Source organism: Daejeonella sp. JGW-45 (assembly GCF_029360805.1).
Classification (GTDB): domain Bacteria; phylum Bacteroidota; class Bacteroidia; order Sphingobacteriales; family Sphingobacteriaceae; genus Daejeonella.
Genome location: NZ_JARKNC010000008.1, coordinates 103217 through 123651 on the forward strand (window position 1 = coordinate 103217; position 20435 = coordinate 123651).

General features: G+C 46.8%; 12 protein-coding genes. All 12 read right to left on the minus strand.

The window, feature by feature from the left end; all coding sequences use genetic code 11:
- Positions 1-2: 2 nt before the first annotated feature.
- Positions 3-3161 carry a PVC-type heme-binding CxxCH protein gene (locus P2W76_RS09955; protein WP_276347664.1) on the minus strand — a complete coding sequence of 1053 codons (3159 nt, stop codon included), beginning with the start codon at positions 3159-3161 and terminating at the stop codon, positions 3-5.
- A gap of 81 nt (positions 3162-3242) precedes the next feature.
- Positions 3243-4829, minus strand: a complete 1587-nt coding sequence (locus P2W76_RS09960; protein ID WP_276347665.1) for a N,N-dimethylformamidase beta subunit family domain-containing protein — start codon at positions 4827-4829, stop codon at positions 3243-3245.
- A gap of 109 nt (positions 4830-4938) precedes the next feature.
- Positions 4939-7914: a PVC-type heme-binding CxxCH protein gene (locus P2W76_RS09965; RefSeq protein WP_276347666.1), complete on the minus strand. Its 2976-nt coding sequence runs from the start codon at positions 7912-7914 to the stop codon at positions 4939-4941.
- Between the two features lie 160 nt (positions 7915-8074).
- Positions 8075-9652, minus strand: coding sequence for a hypothetical protein (locus tag P2W76_RS09970; protein WP_276347667.1), 1578 nt, complete (start codon positions 9650-9652; stop codon positions 8075-8077).
- A 238-nt stretch (positions 9653-9890) separates the two neighbouring features.
- On the minus strand, positions 9891-11393 hold the full coding sequence (locus P2W76_RS09975; protein WP_346429830.1) for a sulfatase: 1503 nt from the start codon (positions 11391-11393) through the stop codon (positions 9891-9893).
- Positions 11394-11462: 69 nt separating this feature from the next.
- The gene (locus P2W76_RS09980; RefSeq protein ID WP_276347669.1) at positions 11463-12989 is read right to left on the minus strand and encodes a hypothetical protein; all 1527 of its coding nucleotides are present in this window, start codon (positions 12987-12989) and stop codon (positions 11463-11465) included.
- Positions 12989-14455, minus strand: coding sequence for a neutral/alkaline non-lysosomal ceramidase N-terminal domain-containing protein (locus tag P2W76_RS09985; protein WP_276347670.1), 1467 nt, complete (start codon positions 14453-14455; stop codon positions 12989-12991). Before P2W76_RS09985 ends, P2W76_RS09980 begins: the two co-directional genes overlap by 1 nt.
- A gap of 217 nt (positions 14456-14672) precedes the next feature.
- Positions 14673-16163, minus strand: a complete 1491-nt coding sequence (locus P2W76_RS09990; protein ID WP_276347671.1) for a hypothetical protein — start codon at positions 16161-16163, stop codon at positions 14673-14675.
- Between the two features lie 150 nt (positions 16164-16313).
- Positions 16314-16889, minus strand: a complete 576-nt coding sequence (locus P2W76_RS09995) for an LUD domain-containing protein (protein ID WP_276347672.1) — start codon at positions 16887-16889, stop codon at positions 16314-16316.
- Positions 16890-18254, minus strand: coding sequence for a lactate utilization protein B (locus P2W76_RS10000; RefSeq protein WP_276347673.1), 1365 nt, complete (start codon positions 18252-18254; stop codon positions 16890-16892).
- Positions 18251-18988 carry a (Fe-S)-binding protein gene (locus tag P2W76_RS10005; protein ID WP_276347675.1) on the minus strand — a complete coding sequence of 246 codons (738 nt, stop codon included), beginning with the start codon at positions 18986-18988 and terminating at the stop codon, positions 18251-18253. Before P2W76_RS10005 ends, P2W76_RS10000 begins: the two co-directional genes overlap by 4 nt.
- 28 nt (positions 18989-19016) lie before the next feature.
- Complete coding sequence (locus P2W76_RS10010) at positions 19017-20093, minus strand: carbohydrate kinase family protein (RefSeq protein WP_276347676.1); 1077 nt, start codon at positions 20091-20093, stop codon at positions 19017-19019.
- Positions 20094-20435 lie beyond the last annotated feature (342 nt).

Sequence of the window (20435 nt, forward strand, 5' to 3'; positions counted from 1 at the left end):
ATTTAATTCTTTTTTCTGATCGTGCCCAGTCCGTCGGGAAGTGAGTTAAGATAAGCCATTAAATCTGATAATTCTTCATTGGACAATTGCTTATCGAGTCCCGGCGGCATCATCGATACCTCCACAGGCTCGATTCCGGTGATCTCCGAGCGTTGAACGCGGATAAGCACACCCGGCCCAACTTCTACTGTCAGCGCATCAGGGAATTGTTCTTTGATCACACCCACATGTGTGGTAGATTTAGTGATCACCTTACTGGTTTCATACTCCCTGGCGAAGCTTGCACCCGGATATAAAATGGCTTCCAGGATGTCGTGACCAGAGCGGATCTGTCCGATATTGGTCAGATCGGGCCCAAACTTGCCACCCTTGTTAGCCACTGCGTGGCATGAAAAACAGATCCCCTTGCCGAAGAATATCCTGGCACCCTGGGCCACGTCCCCCCGTGTCAGGCGAGCTTCTATGGCCTGCAATTCCGAAAGGCGGGCTGCATTTCGCTCGCGTAGCCTTGCAATCAAAGGATCTGCCGATGTTTTAATCGCCTGAGGGTATTTATCCAACAGGGACTGCAGGTCCTGCTCCGACAGGTTATCCAGGCGGTCGGCTGAAGCTCCAAGGGATTGAACAAAAGCCTTCCCCACTTCTGCATTACTGTTTGATCCAAAAGCACCTACCAGGCTTGGCAGCAGAAAAACATCTGTTTTAGCAACCTGTTCATTGGCCAGCTCGATCAGCTGGCTATCGTTCAGCTTCGCTTTTGAGAGTACACGGGCCGCCAGTTGTCTCACCGGGGATTCGTGCCTGGCCTCCAGATAACCCAGCACCATCCTGAATTCATCCTCTGAAACGGCTGGCTGCGAAAGAAGCCTGGAACTTAATGCATTCAGCCGGAAATCTGAAGACGTAGCCGGGTTCTGAACGATGCTGTTTAATTCATCATTCAAGGCTTTGATCCCCCGCGACTCAATGAGCCCCAATATCTGTGATTTGATCTCCGCACTTCCGCTTTGCAGCAGCCTGCCCATTTGATCAACCCAGATAGCCGGAAATTCCTTGACCGGGGAATGTGTGATCACATCGATCAATAAAGCCTGTCTTGCCACAGGAGTCGCCGTGTCGGCAAGCTGTTCAGCCAGAAATTGCTGTAAAGGCTTATTGGCACTAAAGGTAACCATCAGGTCACGAACAGCTGTAAGGTCAGTAGCTGAAAGTTCCGCACTACCCAGTCGTTCTTTCAGGAAGCTGATCACCACATCAGACCATTCCGGACGATGAGCAGCAACCCAGATACCAACTTTACGGGATTCCGCATCCTGGCTGTTCAGGAAAGGAACCAGGTGCTCTCTGCCCAACACCGATCCATCCATTTGGTCCAGGGCTATCAGAGCGGATCTCCTCACCGCAAGGGAAGAATTCTTCAAGGCGGCGATCAGCGGAGCGGTGCTTTTCAGGGTGATCAGCGAATAGATGATCGAATGATCCACAAAGCGGTCTTTATTCGTGGCGCTCGCATTCAACAAAGCCGGTACAGCACGCTTATCGCCGATCTGGCCCAGGGCTGTGGCCGCCTGACGGCGAACCGAAGGCTTGTCTTTTTGCACCTGCTCCATCAATTTGTCTACTGAGACCTTATCTTTGGCCAGGCCCATGACACGGGCTGCTGAAGTTCTGACAACCTCGCTGACATCATTCAGACCCAGGCGTGCTTCTTTTATCGCATTGGCTGTACCGATCCTGTAGAGGGCAAATATCCCTGCAGCACGGATCTCCGCATTTTCGGAACGAAGCAAGGTGTTTTTAATTGCACCAACAGCTGATTCCCCTTTTTCAACCAAACGCTCAATTACGTTGTCGCGAACTGCCAGGCGCGGATCTTTAATATGGGAGGCCAGGGTTTGAACCGGGAGTGATCCGAGGTTCAGTTTCTTCCCCCAGGGGTCGCTTACCCTTGGTGCACCATTCTTCCGGATCCGGTAGATTCCACCCTTGACATCCATCTTTGCTACTCTTGATAGCGGGCATCCGAGGATGAACCAGCCGCCGGTATTCAGCACCAGCATACTTCCATCGGCATCTTCCAACACATCCGTCAGGTGGATATCCTGGGTTGTGGAAGTTATAAACGGTTCATCAATGGTTTTATATGACGCCCCTTCAGCACTAACCTGATGGCGCATTATACGCCCCGTATTAAATTCGGCACTAAAGATATTGGTACTATACTCTTTCCCCAAGGCAGAACCCCGGTAACGCATCAGGCCAGATGGAGCCACCCGGGCCATTTTAGTCATCACCGGCATCAGGTCACCGGTCATCTTTAGTTTATCATTCCCGATCACAGGCCCTGATTTCGGAAACACCCCTCCTTCGACCCAGTGCATCAGGGCATCCCGCATCCCCCCTTCGGGGTTAACAAAATAGGTCATCGTACCAACCGTCTCTCCTGACGGCATAAATGCAATTTCAATAGAATTGTCGAAACCACCCCCCGACATTGATTCCAGTCCTGAGCCATCAGGCCTGCATCTCCAAATCCTGGCAGAACCCCCCTTAAGATTTTTTCCCTCTTTGGTTGTAATATCAAACCCGCGTCTGGCGTCAGTCAGGTACAACCATCCGTCGGGACCCATAAACGGACCGCCGAGCAAAGCGCCGTTAGCGTGCAGTACCCAGCCGGTAAGGACCACTTCACGCTTATCAGCTACACCATCACCATCGGTATCCGTAAGGCGTAACAGATCGGGAGACGAGCTCACATAAAGGCTGCCCCTATAAAAAACACCACCCTTAGGATATGTCAGCGAGTCGGCAAAGATCTTGCTCTTATCAAAGATGCCATCCCCGTCCGTATCTTCCAGGAGGCGGATGTGATAAGGTGGATTCTCTAACATGGCCTTATTGGATTCGGGCGAACTCCCGTCCGATTCAAAAACAAAAAGCCGGCCCTCGCCATCGAAAGAAGCAAACATTGGATAAGAAAGCATTGCAGGATCAACTGCACGCTCGATAGAAAAGCCCTCGGGGACCTTAAGTCCGTCTAAATCTGTTACAATGATCTCCTTTTCTTTGCTGCTAATAAAAAACAGAACAGCAAAACCTATTATAGTAAGGCCTATCACTTTTTTGTAGGTGCTTTGAAAGACCAGTAATAAATATCTCATGATAATAGTGTCAAAAATTAACAAATAATCTCAGGCATCGTTCCAACCAGAACTGTGCCTCTACTGGCATCGCGAAAAAGGCTAAATGCCGCAACGTTTTAAAAAATTGGCGGTAATCCTCTGCACGCGCTCGTCCTCGCCATGGGGACGGCCAAAATGCGAGTTCGGAGTTATCACTCCCGGCGGAACTGCAAGTCCGAATGACCAGTAGATGGTTGCAGCATTAAATACCCAATTGTTTTTGGGCCCGGGGTATACCGTTGCTGTATAATATGACTTCTGCTCTCCACTATTGGTTGTTGTACCCTCAGCAACGACTTCCAAACCTGGAATCTTTGCCGGATCACCATGATGTTCCCATCCAACAAGGCCCCGAATTCTATCTCCCTTCTTCATACCGGTACCCTCAAAAATCCAATGATCAGGCTTGCTCACAATCCAATCAGCCGAACCATTGAAGGGATACATTGTCCGGGCCCCGATCAGGGTATTTTCGTTCGGCCAGTCATCCCTTTCAAAAGGACCCATAATACCAAGTCCTTTTTCCGCTTCGCTAAAACCACCAAAGCGGCCTATGCGGTGTATGATCCGGTTCGGATCGGGTGAAGCATCCGGTTTTAATGGCAGGCGCTCGCCGCCAGACTTGCTTAACCCTGAGGGTACATCAAGAGCTGAGATGTCGACATTAACACTGCCCTGCATATCTATCACCCACATTAAAGAGTTTCCCGAGAGGAAAGCTGCATTTAAGCCCCTGGCAACAGCACTTTTAACATTCTCAAACATTTTCAGAGTCCAATACTCATCGTGACCTACAGAAAGGAAACATTTAACGCGATCAAGACCTGCCGGATCCGCATGGGTGTCTATATTCGAACAATATGTAACGTCATAGCCGTGTTTCTCAAGCCAATAGCACAACGAATATTCCCACAATAGAAATTCGCCGGAACCTTGGGACAAAGGCTGATCTACCACCTGAGGATATTTGCCGTACGGGCGATCAAAGCTGACCCACGTTCTGGCACTAAGCGGCTGTTGAGGCGGGTCGCTGTCATAAAGGGAATATGTGTCCGGCCATTTGTTGTAAGCCTGCCAGGTGGTATCACTCGTTTGAAACATGATATCTGCCTTCCGGTCGTCACGTACTATGAAGATAATATAACTCTCGTAGCGATGCGCAGAACAGGAAAGCTTTCCAAGATAAACACCGCTCAGCCACTCTTTTGGAATGGATAGAGACGTGGCGGTTTTCCAATCGCATTGGCGTAACCGGTTTTCAGCAATCGGTGGTACAGCCTGAGGACTAATAGAAAACGGCCCCAATCTTTTTACAAACCGCCCGCCTTTGCCACCGTAATAACCCATCCTGTAGATGTCGATCGCTATATCTGTCTGTGATGCAGCGTTTAAGAAAATGTCTAAGGTTTCTCCGGAACGTACGCTAGTTTTAGAACAATAGCCTTCGATAAGTTTAGATCGAAATTGTTCTGTTTTGATGAATGTGAGCTGCCAATCTGTTGTGCCTGGTTTCTCATTTTCGGTAGCGATCAGACTACCTTTTTTCTGGCTAATGTCAGCAAAACCTGACAGCGGCATAAGTGTCGCAGCCAGTCCTGCATGCGCAGCGTCTTTAATTAATTTACGCCGGGATATTTTCTTCTTCATGGTATTCTATACATGCAGCCGCCTGTTGAGGTAAAATACTATATTAAGGGATGGTATACCTACCATCAGCTATTGTGGTATTATATTACTGATCACCCTGAGTTATCTTTTATGCCCCTGCTTTCAGATACGCTATCAGTTTGGACATTTCATCTTTAGTGATAGCTTGCTCCAGCCCATCGGGCATGAGTGACAAACCTGAATTACTTAGAGAAGAAATATTTCTTCTAAGAATCGCTTCATCCGTTCCGAAGGTTGTGCGCAGAGTCAAACTATTTTCCGTTTCAGAAACCAACCACCCTGAAAACGAACGGCCGTCATTAGTTCGAACCGATATAGACTGGTAAGCCGGCAAAACCTCATAGTTTGGAACAAGTATATGCAGCAGCAGAGCATCAGCAGGCTGGTTCTTCACTCCAGTCAGATCCGGTCCGACTTTGCCCCCCTCATTTTTGTAAGTGTGGCATGCGGAACAAGCTTTCTGAAATACAGCTTTTCCCATTGGAGCATTGGCGGAAGTTGCGAGCGCATTTTTATATTCTTGATAAACCTTCATCCGGTCGCCACCCTCAAGTTCCTTAAACAGGATTTTTGCCCTTTCACCTATCTCCGGATTCTTGTCGGACATTAAACGTACACGATCTGCTGAGGACAGCTCGGCTCCGGTGATGGCTCCCTTCTCGATCACAGCAAAAAGCTCATTAATAAATGCCGGTTTTGAAACCACGGCGGCTACCACAGCCGATTTGACACGGGGCGTGTATGCTGACCAGGCTTCCTTATTAAGCAGTATGGCCGCGCCGCGCGGGTCATTTAAGCGTGAAAATGCTGTTATAGCTTCTAATAGCAAATCCGGCGGGGTATTCGGAACGATCATTTTCTGAAGTGCAGCATGGCTTCGTTCAAAACTGGTATAGCCCAGCAAGGCTGTTGCTGATGTCCTCAGCCTGGTTTTTTCCGTCTGATCTCCGGCAATAGCGAGAACGTTGCCCAGAAACTTGTCCAGAGCCGCAACATCAGATGCCGGCACCGTACTTCCCTGTATTGCATATAACAAGCCTTTTGGAGACGATCCGAATTCCTTCGACCTGCCACTAATTCCCTCCGCCAATCCAAGCATTGTAGCAATTCGCCACTCCGCTTCGCCGCTGGATGCTAATACTTCCTGTAAAAGTACACGGGCTTCCTCGGCTGAGCCACCGTTCCCAAACAAACGCCCGAGTTCTTTCATTACCGATGCGAACGCTACCGGCTCTGCATTTTGCTGTGCCCTGAAAGTAGTTAAGAACTCTGGCATGCGTTTGTCGATACCGCTTAAGATCGCAGCACGGAACCACTTGTCGGCTCCGTCTTTTGCCGCCAGTCTGGCAAGCGCCTGAACAGCCTGCGAGCCCTCCATAGAACCTAATACAAGCGCACTATTAAACCGAACGCGGATAGCCTCATCGCCCGAAGCGGCTATAACAGCTTGTGCAAGATTGGGATATTCCGGTAGTTTACTGCCGGCCAGTAATACTCCCTGCTCGCGCACACCAGATACCTTATCCGTCAAAACCTTTTTTAGAGTAACTTCATCCAAAGACCCTAAGGAATTAAGCAGCCAGACCGCCCGAGCCCGGCTCTCAGGAAAAGCTGATTCAACAGCAATCTTTCTTGTAAGCGGGACTGCAGCTTTATCATTGCGTTCTAACAATAACCTGTGCGCAGTACTTCGTTCCCATTCCTCCGCAGACGACAGGTATTTAACCAGATCTGCTGTTGATGAAGCCGAACTGAGTCCGGTGTTACGATCATATTTCTTTTGAACGAAATCTTTCCGGACGACGCGATAGATCCTTCCATCTGTCTTCCCGCTCTCCCAGTCCAGCCCACCCCTGGCTTCTTCAGGCACATAAGCCGGATGATCGATTACTTTGCGGTGCATATCGGCTATGTAAAGTCCTCCTTCGGGGCCGTGTTGAACAGACACCGGGCGGAACCATTCGTCCGTCGACGACAAGAACTCTCTACCTTCATAAGCCGTCTTTGAGCTGAACGAGACTCCCTGCGGCTGTACGATCTGACGTTGCACAAGATTTTGCGCTGATTCACAAATAAAAATATTACCCTGATGAGCAGGCGTAAGTCCGGTACCATTAAACACCATTAAACCACTAGCCGCAGTGAATGTCCCTGCATGTGAACGGCCAATCAACTTAGGGATAAAATCCGCGCTGGTAACCGATCTGCTCACTGGATAAACTACAGCCTCTGCTTCTACTTTGGAAACATTTTGTACAGTCTCATTAAAAAGAAGGTTGGCATTTCTGCGAAGATACCATGGCTCAATTACGGAATGCATAATCGGATGCCGGTTTGAGCAGCCAAAACGCCGTCCATAAGCGTCAAACGTCAAACCGAACTGGCTCTTTCCTCCTGTAACCTGAAACTCAAGGGTCTCCGGATTAAAACGTCCGTCTGTTTGTTTAAAAGCGACCGCAGGACGATCAGGATGCTCGGGGGAAGTTACATTTCCACCATTAAGTCCGGCAGTCACATAGATCCATCCATCCATACCCAATGTAGGATGACTCATCCTGATCTGTGCAGTTTGCGTCGCAAAGAAACCGGTGAGCACCACCTTCTTGATATCTGCTATCCCATCACCATCCGTATCCTTAAGGTAGTAAATATCCGGAGAGCACGTTACAAAAACCCCTCCTCTCCACGGCATTATTCCGTTAGGGTAAGTAAGACCTGTAGCGAAATCGCTTCGTTTGTCGTAAGTCCCGTCACCATTTGTATCCTTTAACAATGCGATGCGTCCAAGGGTCGTTGGTGACCCTCCCTCGGCAGGATCCGGATATCCCCGATCCTCAACGACATACATCTGACGGTCTTCATCAAATGCAATAGCAACTGGATCAATTACAAGGGGCTCCGCGGCAATAAGGTCAATTCGCATGCCCGGCTCCACCTGAAAACTGTCCAGTGCCTTCTTTAATCTGACAGTGCGCGGATCAGGTTGTAAAGCAGCTATTGTAATTGCAAACACTATTAATAACAGGCCGAAAAATCGATATCCTTTAAAGTTAAATCTATTCATAAAACTGTTGTATATTATTCTGAGATGCGAGATAAATTGCCCGTGAAACATCTTTGCTCTTTATTCTTTATTCTTTATTCTTTGTTCTTTATTCTTTGTTCTTTATTCTTTGTTCTTTGTTCTTTATTCTTTGCTCTTTAGCAGTTGGTTCCTTGGTCCATTATTTATTTTGTTCATTTTTAAGTTTATTCAGCAATTCAAAAAGCACACTGCTTACTTTGGTGGAAGCATCCACCTCCAGGTAACTGGAGCGTGCACGCCAGGTTTCGTAACCTCCGAGCTTATGGTGCTCGGGAGTAGGCAAATAGCCATTGTAACCATTGGCCAGTGAAGTGGTAAAAGTTGGCTTAAAAGGACTTTTGGCCTTTATGTCCAATCCGATTTCAACAAATATTTCGCAAGGCGCCGCCGTAACCGCCAGATCTCCTATACGAAAAGCCTGCAGGATCAACGGCACTTGTTTGGGAAAATCCTTCATCAGCATAGTTTCCCGGGCATAGATTTCCTCCGCCGTATTCATTACCGGGCCTTTTGCTTTGGCGATGATTCCTTTTGCCCTTTCGATCTCTTCCTTTTCAGGGTGGCGTACCCCTAAATTAATCTCTGTTTGTGCAGAACTTAAAGAAACCCAATCCTGGTACCGGATAGTTTGATAGGTTTTATAAGCTTCGGCAGCCACAACATTAGCAACCTGACGCATTTTCTCGTATGGTGGCAAAACAGGCGGAGCTTCATTTGCAAACCAATTGATGTTATTAATATTGCCACTTGTTCCATTAGACAGCATTGCCACAAATGGCGGAAAACTCGTATTATCCGACTCCAGCAATGCTTTCATACGTTCTGCAAACATTCCAAAATAATCGGCTGAGATTTCACCGGAGCCTGTTCCACCTACATAGTGTAAGGAGTAGTTTGCAAGCAGGGCGATCGGTCTGCCTTCGGGAGTTTGTACTGAAATAATAGGTAGTTCCGGATCTGTCGGACCGGATGGTTCCAGACGATCCGGATTACCGACGCCCGGATTCATCTTTACCTGATCTACCCCACCGAAAGGATTCATTAATGGCTTACCGGGTTTCATTTTCCAACGGCGGTTAAATACCTGACTGGGCTCTTTTCCAACGGCCCAGCCGATACGGGCTGGAACGAGATTATTATTTGCCCGTACAACCGCGTCGGCGATTCTCTCCCTGAGGAATTTCAGATATTCCGGATCCGGGTCACTTTGAAAGACCGAACAGGCAGTCCCGCCTGAATGCGTGTGAATCGCGGACATCATCATGTTTTCTACAGGAATACCGGTTAATTCATGTGCCCTGCTTTTAGCTGCATCCAGTTCTTCCCTGTAAATCATACAAAGGTCGACAGTGAGCATGGCCAGTTTAGTCTGACCATCATCCAATACGATACATCTCGCATGAGTTTCATCGTGAATCTGTCTTACAATACCGTCTTTCATGTTACCGTTGATCGACGTCCCTATTTTAGGTGTAATATTACTCGTCGCAGCACCGGCCTTGAAAACCTTAGCCGGCTGAGCAAATCCATTCCGGGCGTTAAAGAACAAGTAACTAAAAAGTAAAACAGGAATACAGAGCGACAAAAAACGGGACCTGGACATTGTGGCAAAAAAATGCGTTTGCACTCCCTCCCCCACAGGTATGTAACCATCAGACCCGCAAGATATTTTGAAAATATTCGTTCGGCTTTTAAAACCTCCTATTGTCTTTTTCATCAGTACATAATTTGTTTTTTAGCGGTGATGAAGCCCGCCCGGCTGAACACCGTTCGGACGGGCTATCCTGAGCATATACATTATAGTTTGTGAGAGGCATGCTCAGGATGGTTTCATTATAGATTAAGTTTCGTTTTACCGATAGTCAACACCTTAGTTTAAACTTGCGAAACCTTGTACTTTCACTCTTTTGTTAGCCGTAAGCTCATACAGGTTTCATTTCAATATTACTAAATTATTATAGAACGACCGGAACAGGGTTATCAACCTTTCCCGGTGGTCTTTGATTTGCCCCCGGACGATCAGTATCTCCTAAATCTTCACGCCCCTTTTCCGCCAAGTCCATTAACCGGATGACAATTTCCGGATACTTTTCAGCTAAATTATAAGCCGAAGAAATATCTTCTTCAACATTGAATAATAGCGGCTTTTCACCCTCTCCTTTTTTGAAATGCGGATGTTGAACAAAACTCTTTAGCGGCACAAATAGCTTCCACGGACCAGATTTTACTGCTTGTAACTGATCTGCATTGTAATAATAAAATACCTTGTATGGTGATTTCGCTCCTTTCTTGCCTACAATTACTGACCGGTTATTATAACCATCGATGATCCGGTCATTTGGGATTTTAGCACCAGAAAGCGCAGCAAGGGTTGGTAAAACATCCATAGTGGTCACAAACTCAGTACACACTGTTCCACCTGGTATAGTTCCCGGCCACCACATAATGGCAGGAACCCGGAAAGCACCCTCTGCTGTAGTGTACCCCCTGCCAAACAACGGCTTATTCGTTCCGATTTCAATACTTGAACTATCCTCTGTCATTGGAGCACCATTGTCGGATGTGAATATTAACAAGGTATTTCGGTCGATACCCAGCCGGACCAATTCTTTCATGATCTGCCCGATCGACCAATCCAACTCTTCAACACTGTCTCCCCATAATCCACCATTGCTTTTCCCCCGAAAGGCATCACTGGAAAAAGGGGTCTTTGTACTTCCCGGCATTGCCTGTGGAAGATAAAGAAAAAAGGGTGATTCTTTATTCTCATTAATAAATTCCAGTGCCTTTTCTGTATATCTTTTGGTGAGTAAATTCCTGTCAACTCCGGCTTCAATTACTTTATTATTGAGCATTAATGGCAATGCAGGCCAACGATAGCCATCATAGCGATCTCCCAATCGCTGACCGACATCCTGGGTCATATCATCGCTGTAAGGAATACCGAAAAAATAATCAAAGCCCTGTGCAGGAGGTAAAAAAGGGGTTTGATCCCCCAGATGCCACTTCCCTATCAGGCCGGTTTTATACCCCTTACCCTTTAACACTTCAGCGACAGTAATCTCATTGGGATTAAGTCCATATGGCGAAATCGGGCGAATGACATAACCATCACGAGGATTCAGGTGCATGCCAACTCTTTGAGAGTAGCATCCCGTCATAATTGAAGCGCGGGAAGGGGTACAAACTCCCGCTGTCACATAAAAACTTGTAAATTTTCTGCCCTCTTTGACCATCTGATTCAGATTGGGCGTTCTGTTCACTTTGGAGCCAAATGGCTCAATATCCCCGTATCCCAGATTATCACAAAAAAAGATGATTACATTGGGTTGCTTTGCTTTGGATAATTTTAGATAAGAAGAAGTACTCCTAAGCATTTTTACCGGCCGTGGAAAAACCTGAACGCCTGCCAGCAAGCACAAACATGCGGAAAGAATAAATAACCTCAATAATCTCATATTAAAACTTCAAATAAACAATAAGAAATTTGACAGATATCGAATTCACGGACATCATCAATTATCGGCTTACTTCAATTCAGGTGGCAAGTTGCCGTAAGCCCATGGCGCTTTGAAAGGAGGTGCGGGAGGAGGCAGGGGAACTTTACCGGGTGTCATTTGATTTGCCAGTTCTATGCCCGTATCAGCGAACTGCCTTCCGGCTGAAACTTCCAGGTTACTGTAAGAAGTCAGCCTTGTTTCATATCCTCCTCCATTAGGCCCCAATGCCTCTTCAGTTGGAACGTATCCGGTAATACCGTTAGCCAGTTCCACAACAAAGGTAAAGGGGAATTTACTGCCGGCCTTTATATCCAGACCATATTGAACAAAATACTCTGCGGGATTAGAAACAAATACGACGGGGCCTACCTGGATGGTCTGAACTTCGACCTCCACTAAAGGCCGTGCCTTGATGATCGCATCAAGCAACAACGTTTCCTTCGCAAAGGTCCATTCTGTGGTACCCGATTTTTCAGGTCCGGCTTTGACAAGTTCCAGCGCGTTTTTAACTTTTTCAGGCGTCGGTATACGGCGCTTAACGGTCCATACTTTTTGTCTGGAGTCTAATGGGATCTCGCTTCCGGCTCCGCGGCGAATTAAGAGAAGAGTTTTATAAGCCTCGGCCCCAACACGGCCTCCCACGATATCCCACCATTCTTCTGCGGCAGGATTTTGAAATTTCGTCAGGTTATCGACCTGTGTGATATCTCCACAGGCGCCTTGCATAAATACTACAGGCAATGCCGCATTTCCCGTAGCACCCCGGATAGTGCGTTCCATAGATCCGATCCAACTGGCCGAAATACCTCCCGGACTGGTAGTAGCATGGCATGAAAAATTCACTACGGTGCCCAGTAAATTACCTTTTAAATCCCATACGCCAATAGTTCCAACCTGTGGATCGATTGGGCCCGCATAATCTATGATATCAGGATTTCCTGCTCCAGGATGAGAATAACTCAGCCCATTCTTCATCCGTAAACGACGGTTGAACGATACTTTGTCCTCGTGGCCGTTCCCAACAGCCAGCTTTGCATCTACGCGATTCTCATATGCAAATACGACCGCGTCTACGATCTGCTTTTTCAGAAGCTGAGTATAGCCAGGATTGGACACAATTGAATGATTATTTACCAGGTCTTTGACCAGGGGCGAGGCTTTATCGAAATCCCCTGGTTCTCCCATGCCAATCGGGCCCGATGAATGCGAATGCGAAGCGCCGATCATAACTGCCTCGGGCCGGATACCACAACGCTTTTGAATCTCGGCACGAACCTCTTGTACCAAATGTCTGGTTACAAAAAGAAGGTCGATACCCACGAGCGCCACAGGCTTCTGCCCGTCATCGAAGACAACTGCTCTAACTTTACACGGGTCGTGGAAGCTTTTATGATGCGACTTTCCGTAATTTCCAGGCGATTCCATACCTATGTCCGGTGTAATATCCTTCTCGGCAAAACCCGCCTTAAAAACAGATGCAGGTTTTGGACCTCCTGCCGACACTGCCGACAATGCCAGTAAACATAATATGAGTAGTGGTAGAACTTTCTTCATTACTTTATTTGATTGAAAAGATTTAAGATTTCAGCGACTATTTTTCTGGATGCCTCAGTTTCCACCTTGTTTGTTCCAAGCCAGGTCTCGTACCCTCCAACCTTGTGTTGCTCCGGAGTAGGCAGATACCCATAGGATCCATTTGCTATTGAAATGGTAAAGGACGGTTTGAACGGACTACGAGCTTTTATATCAAGACCGATCTCGGTAAAGACTTCAAAAGGGATAGCTGCTACGCCCAGGTCGCCAATGCGAAAAGCTTGCATCACCGCATTGATATTTGCTGGCCAGCCATTTAGCTGCATGGTCCGTTCTGCATAAGTCTTTTCCAGATTATGTACCGGCTTTTCCGTGTCTGGCTTAGCCAAGACTTTCTGTGCATAAGCGAGCATCTCAGGTGTCGGCTTACGTACCTTCAAATTAAGTTCTGATTGTGCGGCACGAAGCCGAACCCAATTTTTGTATTGGATCGTCTGATAGACCCGTAAAACTTCCGTGGCCACATCGTTCGCCACAATACGCATTTTAGCATACGGTTCGTGCTTTTCGGCAGGCCCGCGGAAATTGATATTATTTACATCTCCGGATGTTCCGTTCGACATAATACCCACAAACGGTGGATCCTGCCGGTCGGCTTTAAGCAGTTCCTGTATACGATCAGCAAAAACTGCGAAGTAATCGGCAGAAATATGGTCTCTTGGTACTCCCCCTACATAATGCAAAGAATAATTAGCTAGCAGGCCAATCGGGCGCCCTTTAAGAGATTGTACCGAAATGAACGAAACCTGCGGATCTGTAGGGCCGGCTGGCTCCACCAAATCAGGATTGCCGACTCCCGGATTCATCCGAACCTGATCCATCCCGCCGAAAGGATTTACAACCGGGGATTTCATCTTCCACCGGCGGTTAAAAAGATGCTGCGGTACATTCCCGGCACCCCAACCAATACGAGCGGGTTCCAGGTTGTTAACTGCAACACGTACGCCGTCTGCAATGCGGCGAATTAAAAAGCGCTGGTACTCATCGAAAGTTTTGCCTTGATGAGCGTTTCCTCTTAGTGCACCTATGCCGCTGGCGCTGCTGGCCGAATGCGTATGATCGGACGAAATAAGCACTTGTGCTGGCGGAATCTTTGTTTCCTCAAAGATCAGGCGCTTTGCCTCATCGAGCACTTCACGAATCACACCAACGTTGTCGATAACAACAAAAACCAGTTTTGTTGTCCCGTCATCTAAAACAAGGCTGCGCGCATGCAATTCGTCATGCACATAGTTTGCGGGAGGCGGCACACCAAAATTACCCACTAAGCCTGAGCCCAAAGGCGGAGTAATATTTGCAGTAGATGCCCCAGCTTTAAAAACGGCGTTTTGAGCATACAAATTCGAGGCAAAAGAGAGTGTCAGTACTATAGTCAAGATCGGCATTAACAGCTTGCACGATTTCTCAACATACAGAATCCTGGTCATTTTTTTCATACTGATTCGTCATTTAGTCCATTTAAATTATAAGAAACCTTATTGAGTAATATTGATATCCAGAGCAGGAGGATAAATGAAATTAAAACGCTTGTTTCAACCAAATCTACCTTCCAGGGCACACACAAACCAATACTTATTTCGCCAATACCAATACTATATTCTGTCCGGCTGAACGTTAAGGTCGTGTAGAGTACCAAAAAGCCATCTATTTAATCTGGCCAAAAAGTTTGAGGATCTCTCTCACTATTTCCCGTGATGCTCCTTTTTCTACTTTATTTACACTCAACCAGGTTTCGTATCCGCCCAACTCATGTTGTTCAGGCGTAGGCAGGTACCCATAGCCACCATTGGCTAGCCCTATTGTAAACGATTTCTTAAATGGACTTCGGGCTTTGATCTCTAAGCCTGTTTCAGCAAATACCTCGAAAGGAATTGCAGCAATTCCTAATTCTCCTATTTTGAGGGTTTGGAGAATTACGTCTATTTTCTCAGGCCATTCTTTCATCTGTATTGCCCTCTCGGCGAAGATCTTCTCCATGGGATGGTCAGTCTTTGCCTTCAACATAATGTTCTCAGCCCAGGCTAGCGTTGGTCCGTCCGGCTTCCGTACATTGAGGGTAAGTTCAGTTTGAGCAGCGCCGAGTGGTACCCAGTTTTTATATTCTATAGTTTGATATATTTTAAATACTTCTTCTGCTACGTCATTAGCAACTATTTTCATTTTAGCATATGGCGGATAGCTTGGAGATGCTCCCCGAAAGTCTATATTATTTACATCCCCTTCAGTACCATTTGACATGATGCCTACAAACTTAGGTTCCAGGCGATCGGCCTGCGCCAGCTGCTGAAGCCGGTCGGCGAATAAGGCAAAATAATCCGCGGAAATATGCCCCTTGGGAACCCCTCCCACATAATGCAACGAATAATTGGCGAACACCGCTATCGGACGACCCTTAACTGACTGAACTGAAAAGAATGAAACCTGCGGATCGGTAGGACCAGCGGGTGTCAATATATTAGGGTTTCCGATTCCTGGGTTCATCTGCACTGCTTCACTTACCCCAAAGGGGTTGGTTACCGGTGATTTCAATTTCCAACGGCGGTTGAAAACATGCTGAGGAACTTGTCCTGTTCCCCAGCCTATCCGGGCTGGCTCCAGGTTGTTCAATGCGATCCTCACCCCATCTGCCATACGTCGGACAACAAATCGCTGATAAGCATCCAGAGGCTTAGGATAGTTTCCACGGGTGTTATCCCGAATGCTGAGAGCAGGTTCGGGTGGATCGATCTCATGCCCTGCCCAGGTAGACGAATGGGTGTGGGTTGATGACATAAGGATCTGTTCTTTGAGAATTCCGGTTTCTTCCGAAATCAGTCTCTTTGCCTCGTCAAAAACCTCCCGTGGGAGTTCAACATTATCAACTACCACCAAAGCCAGTTTTATTTTTCCGTCATCCAATACAAGGCTCCTGCTGTGCAGTTCATCATGTATATGAGTCGCTAATGGTAAAGGCATCCAGCCACCTGCAATTCCCTGGCCCAGATCCGGGCTAATGTTTGCCATGGACGCACCTGCACGAAATACTTCACTTTGTCCGTAGATGATAGATGTTCCGGTAAACAGCAGTATTCCAATATGAAACATCTTTTTGACGCCAACTTTCATGGCTTGCTTTGCGATAGCGATTTTTTTCATGATCCCATTTAAAGTTTAGCTTTCCAGCAAGGCCGATACGCTTAAATCATTCGCTTTTTAAGGATAGTTGATTTCCTTTTCGTACTTTCCATGGCTATTTTTTACTTATCTAAATAAAGAACGTTCTCCCGCTAATTCTTCCTTTCCGTTTTAGATTACATATACACGCAAACTTCGGGCACCATGGGCTCCGATCACAAGATTTTGTTCAATATCAGCTGTTTTTGACGGGCCAGCTATAAAAACTCCGAAACCATTGTGCCCTGTTTTGATCTGCTGGTAGGCTTGGTGCATGTTATCAACAATATCTGCCGGATCCAACACGATCACAAGATGCTGACATATAAAGGGAAGAAGGCGGTTGGACATCTGTTCTTCCGAAATCCACATGGCGCCATTTTCAGCGACACCGAGCTGTGCCCGAATGTAGCAAGTATCCAACCCTTTCAATTCAGACGCCGTCAGCTCCTCCCACTCTTGCCTCTCATCCTTTTCCAGAAGATTGATCATAAAATCACCCTGCTGTTTCACAGAGTCGATATCAGTCACAAGTAAATTCCCGCTATTTTCAAAAAACGTATCAGCTCCCGAGGCTTTCAGTACGTTCATAAATTGTTCTACCAAATTACTGTAGCGAACTGCCTGCGAAAGGTCCATTTCCGGCAGCTCGATCAGATCGGGCTTATTTGCGGTTACCGCCTGTAAAATTTTTTCTCTGGCTTCCATTTATTGATTCACTTTAAACCAGTCCCTGAAGCTTAGCTCCGGTGCTTTGGGCATTTCCCGTTGCTTATACCAAACATTAAGAGGATGGTTTATTATAAAAGGAAACGTTCGCATAACCCAGCGCCCGATCTTTCCGGAAATCCGGTAAATACGGGGATTTGAAAGGATCCAGGCCGCACCGTGCATTCCAGCTTTCTTAGCCTTCCCGACATAGCCGTTAGCTACTACGACCTGGCGCCATTTCCAAAGCTGATCATGAATATCTATTTTCACCGGACATACATTGCTGCAGGATCCGCAAAGAGTAGAAGCAAACGGCAGGTCTGAATTGGCCTTCATATCGAGATTCGGATTTAGAATCGAACCTATCGGACCTGCTACCGTCGAATGATAACTATGCCCACCACTCCTTCTGTATACGGGACATGTATTGAAACAAGCTGCACAACGGATGCACTTCAGCGAATTCCTGAAGTCGGCCCGACCAAGCTGCCTGCTCCTTCCGTTATCGACAATAACAATATGCATCTGCTGTCCGGGACGGGGCTTATAAAAATGGCTGGAATATGTTGTTATAGGTTGTCCGGTTGCACTTCTTGCCAAAAGACGAAGAAATACACCAAGGTGCTCAGTTTTGGGGATCAGTTTCTCAATACCCATACAGGCGACATGAATATTTGCAGAATGCACACCCATGTCGGCATTGCCCTCATTGGTACAAACAACAAAGCTTCCTGATTCAGCAACGGCAAAATTAACGCCGGTAATAGCAAGGTCTGCTTCAATAAAACGCTCGCGTAAATGATGCCGGGCCGATGCTGCGAGATATTGCGGATCGTAATTTCCTTTTTCTGTGTTCAGGTGCTCGTGAAAGGTTTCACTTACATCCTGGCGCTTCAGGTGAATAGCCGGTAGAACGATATGACTGGGCGCTTCCTTTCTCAACTGTACGATGTATTCGCCCAGGTCGGTGTCCAATGTATTTATTCCACGATCTTTTAAATATTCATTTAAATGGCATTCTTCTGTAAGCATGCTTTTGCTCTTCACAATTTTACAGACCTTGTTATCGGCAATAATTTTGTAAATGATCCTGTTGTGCTCTTCGGCATCGGAAGCCCAGTGAATTTTTATACCGTTTGCAATGGCGTTATTCTCAAAGCTCTTAAGGTAGTGGTCAAGATTGGAGAGCGTATGATTTTTTATTCGGGATGCCCAATCGCGTAGCAGCTCCCATTCGGGCAAGGTATGAACGGATTTGTCTCGCTTCTGCCTGACAAACCAAAGCGTTTCATCATGCCAGTCGGTACGCGGTTCGTCACGGATGAATTCCTGAGCAGCTTCAGCATGCGTTTTTATGCTCATAAATTACTATTCAAAATTTCAGCCAGGTGAATGGCTTTTACGCCGCTCCCCTGCCTTTTTAAAATCCCCTCAAGATGCATCAGGCAACTCGTATCACCACCAGTAATGAATTCGACATCATTGCGTAAGTGCTCCTGAATCCTGTCTTTACCCATTTTGACACTCACTGCTTCTTCAAACACACAAAATGTTCCTCCGAACCCACAGCATTCGTCTACTCTCGCGGGCTTCAGCAGCTCCAGGCCATCAACCATATTCAGTAGCTGCTCCGGTTTCGAAAACCCGGGATCGACAAGCTCGCTCATTGACGACAGGTGTAAACCTCGTTGCCCGTGACAGCTAATATGCATTCCCACCCGGTGTGGAAAAGAAGCTTTCAGCCGGGTGACTTTGAGAATGTCGATCAAAAATTCAGTAAGCTCATATACACTATTGCGGATCCTGTCAATTTCAGCTGGGCTGGCGCCCTCATTTAAATGTTCCCTGACATGCAGGACGCAACTTCCCGAGGGTGCTACAATATAATCAAACCCACTGAAATTGTTTACGAAATTTTTATCGCAGGCTTTGGAGAGGCCCGAAAATCCACTGTTAGCCATGGGTTGGCCACAGCAGGTCTGATCCATCGGAAAGCCCACATCGCAACCCAATTTTTTGAGCAGTTCATACGTAGCAATAGCGACACCAGGATAGAACTGGTCTATATAGCATGGAACAAACAAACCTACTTTCATGATTCTCTCAACTCAGCATTAATTGTTATTATTCTTTGTTAAATCCGGAAAGCTCGCCCAGCTTCAGGCATTCCTGCCACGAAACAATGCTTTCGGAAGAACTCGCATCCATTAGGCTGGCCGCTGCAACACTTACTCCCAGCAACAGGCTTTGATCCATCGTCCAATTTTCGTGCACCCCGGCTAAAACCCCGGCAGCAAAAGCATCGCCGGCACCAACCGTCCCTTTTACCTCTTCACACGGCACATTGACACAGGGCTGATACAATTTCTCACCCCTTTTATTCAGAGCAATTGCGCCTTTGGGAAAATGAATTATTACCCAATCCTGTACGCCCATCTCTAAGATATCATTTGCTGCCTGATATGCGCGCGCCCGGGAACATTCACCCTGTTCATTACAGATCTCTACACCGGTAAGCATGTTTGCCTCGAATTCATTCACGAACAAGATATCAATAAATTGTAAGGACAACGGAATGATACTCCGAAATCTTTCAGATTGCTCACTAACAAGATCTGCCGACGTAATCATGCCGGCCTGCTGCGCAGATCTCAACACTTTGGCAGCACCGGTAAACCCATCTTCACCTATAATATCAAGTTTGTCGAGCAGCAGTAAATAACCTAAATGAAATATCTTAGCCTCCGATCCTGAAAAATCAAAATAAGATTCATCTAAAAAAGCATTCGCTCCCCTGGAATGAAAAAAGGTACGTCTGCCTGTTCCCTGAACTGTCATTACATCTGTATAAGATGTATTGGTGTGTTCTACCTTCCTAATCCGGCCAGAGTCAATTCGGAGCTCGCGGCACTCCTTTAAAATAAAGTCTCCCCTGCTATCATTTCCGATAGCCCCAATTCCCTTAAGCGGGAACCGAAAGCCCATCTTACTCAAGGCTTTTAAAACGTTATATGGAGCTCCCCCATTACTGGTACTTTCCCTCAGGATATTCGCCAGTTTTTCTTCTTTTGGGTAAACGTCAACGAGCTTCACATTATCAATGATCCAGTTGCCGCCAGCCAAAATCCCGGTTCCGGTATTTTCTTTCATATCGAATGCATTACCTTTCAGCAAGGTTTTAATAGCAAATTGTTTTTCCATGAATGTCCGGTTAAAATTATCTATTAGTAAAGTATGCTTTTATGCTTTGCATGGAACGTTTTCAGTCGATTTCCAAAAGGAGGCCCTATACAAACACAGGCAAGCTTGACCCCGAAGGTGCCCGCCCGGATGAACACCGTTCGGACGGGGTCACATGTTTATAGAAAAATTCATTCTAACCTTTTTCCCGACCCCGAAGGCGGTCGTATGTGTTTGATACTTTCACATACGACCACCTTCGGGGTCGGTTGTCGTGTATATCGATAAACTATAAACATACGACCACCTTCGGGGTCGACGAGCAAAAACTATTAACCGGACACTAGTAATTGTTTTCTTATA

What these genes read in the sequence shown, in the direction of transcription:
- P2W76_RS09955 (WP_276347664.1), bottom strand. Translation starts at nt 3,161, where the DNA reads ATGAGATATTTATTACTGGTCTTTCAAAGCACCTACAAAAAAGTGATA.
- P2W76_RS09960 (WP_276347665.1), bottom strand. Translation starts at nt 4,829, where the DNA reads ATGAAGAAGAAAATATCCCGGCGTAAATTAATTAAAGACGCTGCGCAT.
- P2W76_RS09965 (WP_276347666.1), bottom strand. Translation starts at nt 7,914, where the DNA reads ATGAATAGATTTAACTTTAAAGGATATCGATTTTTCGGCCTGTTATTA.
- P2W76_RS09970 (WP_276347667.1), bottom strand. Translation starts at nt 9,652, where the DNA reads ATGAAAAAGACAATAGGAGGTTTTAAAAGCCGAACGAATATTTTCAAA.
- P2W76_RS09975 (WP_346429830.1), bottom strand. Translation starts at nt 11,393, where the DNA reads ATGAGATTATTGAGGTTATTTATTCTTTCCGCATGTTTGTGCTTGCTG.
- P2W76_RS09980 (WP_276347669.1), bottom strand. Translation starts at nt 12,989, where the DNA reads ATGAAGAAAGTTCTACCACTACTCATATTATGTTTACTGGCATTGTCG.
- P2W76_RS09985 (WP_276347670.1), bottom strand. Translation starts at nt 14,455, where the DNA reads ATGACCAGGATTCTGTATGTTGAGAAATCGTGCAAGCTGTTAATGCCG.
- P2W76_RS09990 (WP_276347671.1), bottom strand. Translation starts at nt 16,163, where the DNA reads ATGAAAAAAATCGCTATCGCAAAGCAAGCCATGAAAGTTGGCGTCAAA.
- P2W76_RS09995 (WP_276347672.1), bottom strand. Translation starts at nt 16,889, where the DNA reads ATGGAAGCCAGAGAAAAAATTTTACAGGCGGTAACCGCAAATAAGCCC.
- P2W76_RS10000 (WP_276347673.1), bottom strand. Translation starts at nt 18,254, where the DNA reads ATGAGCATAAAAACGCATGCTGAAGCTGCTCAGGAATTCATCCGTGAC.
- P2W76_RS10005 (WP_276347675.1), bottom strand. Translation starts at nt 18,988, where the DNA reads ATGAAAGTAGGTTTGTTTGTTCCATGCTATATAGACCAGTTCTATCCT.
- P2W76_RS10010 (WP_276347676.1), bottom strand. Translation starts at nt 20,093, where the DNA reads ATGGAAAAACAATTTGCTATTAAAACCTTGCTGAAAGGTAATGCATTC.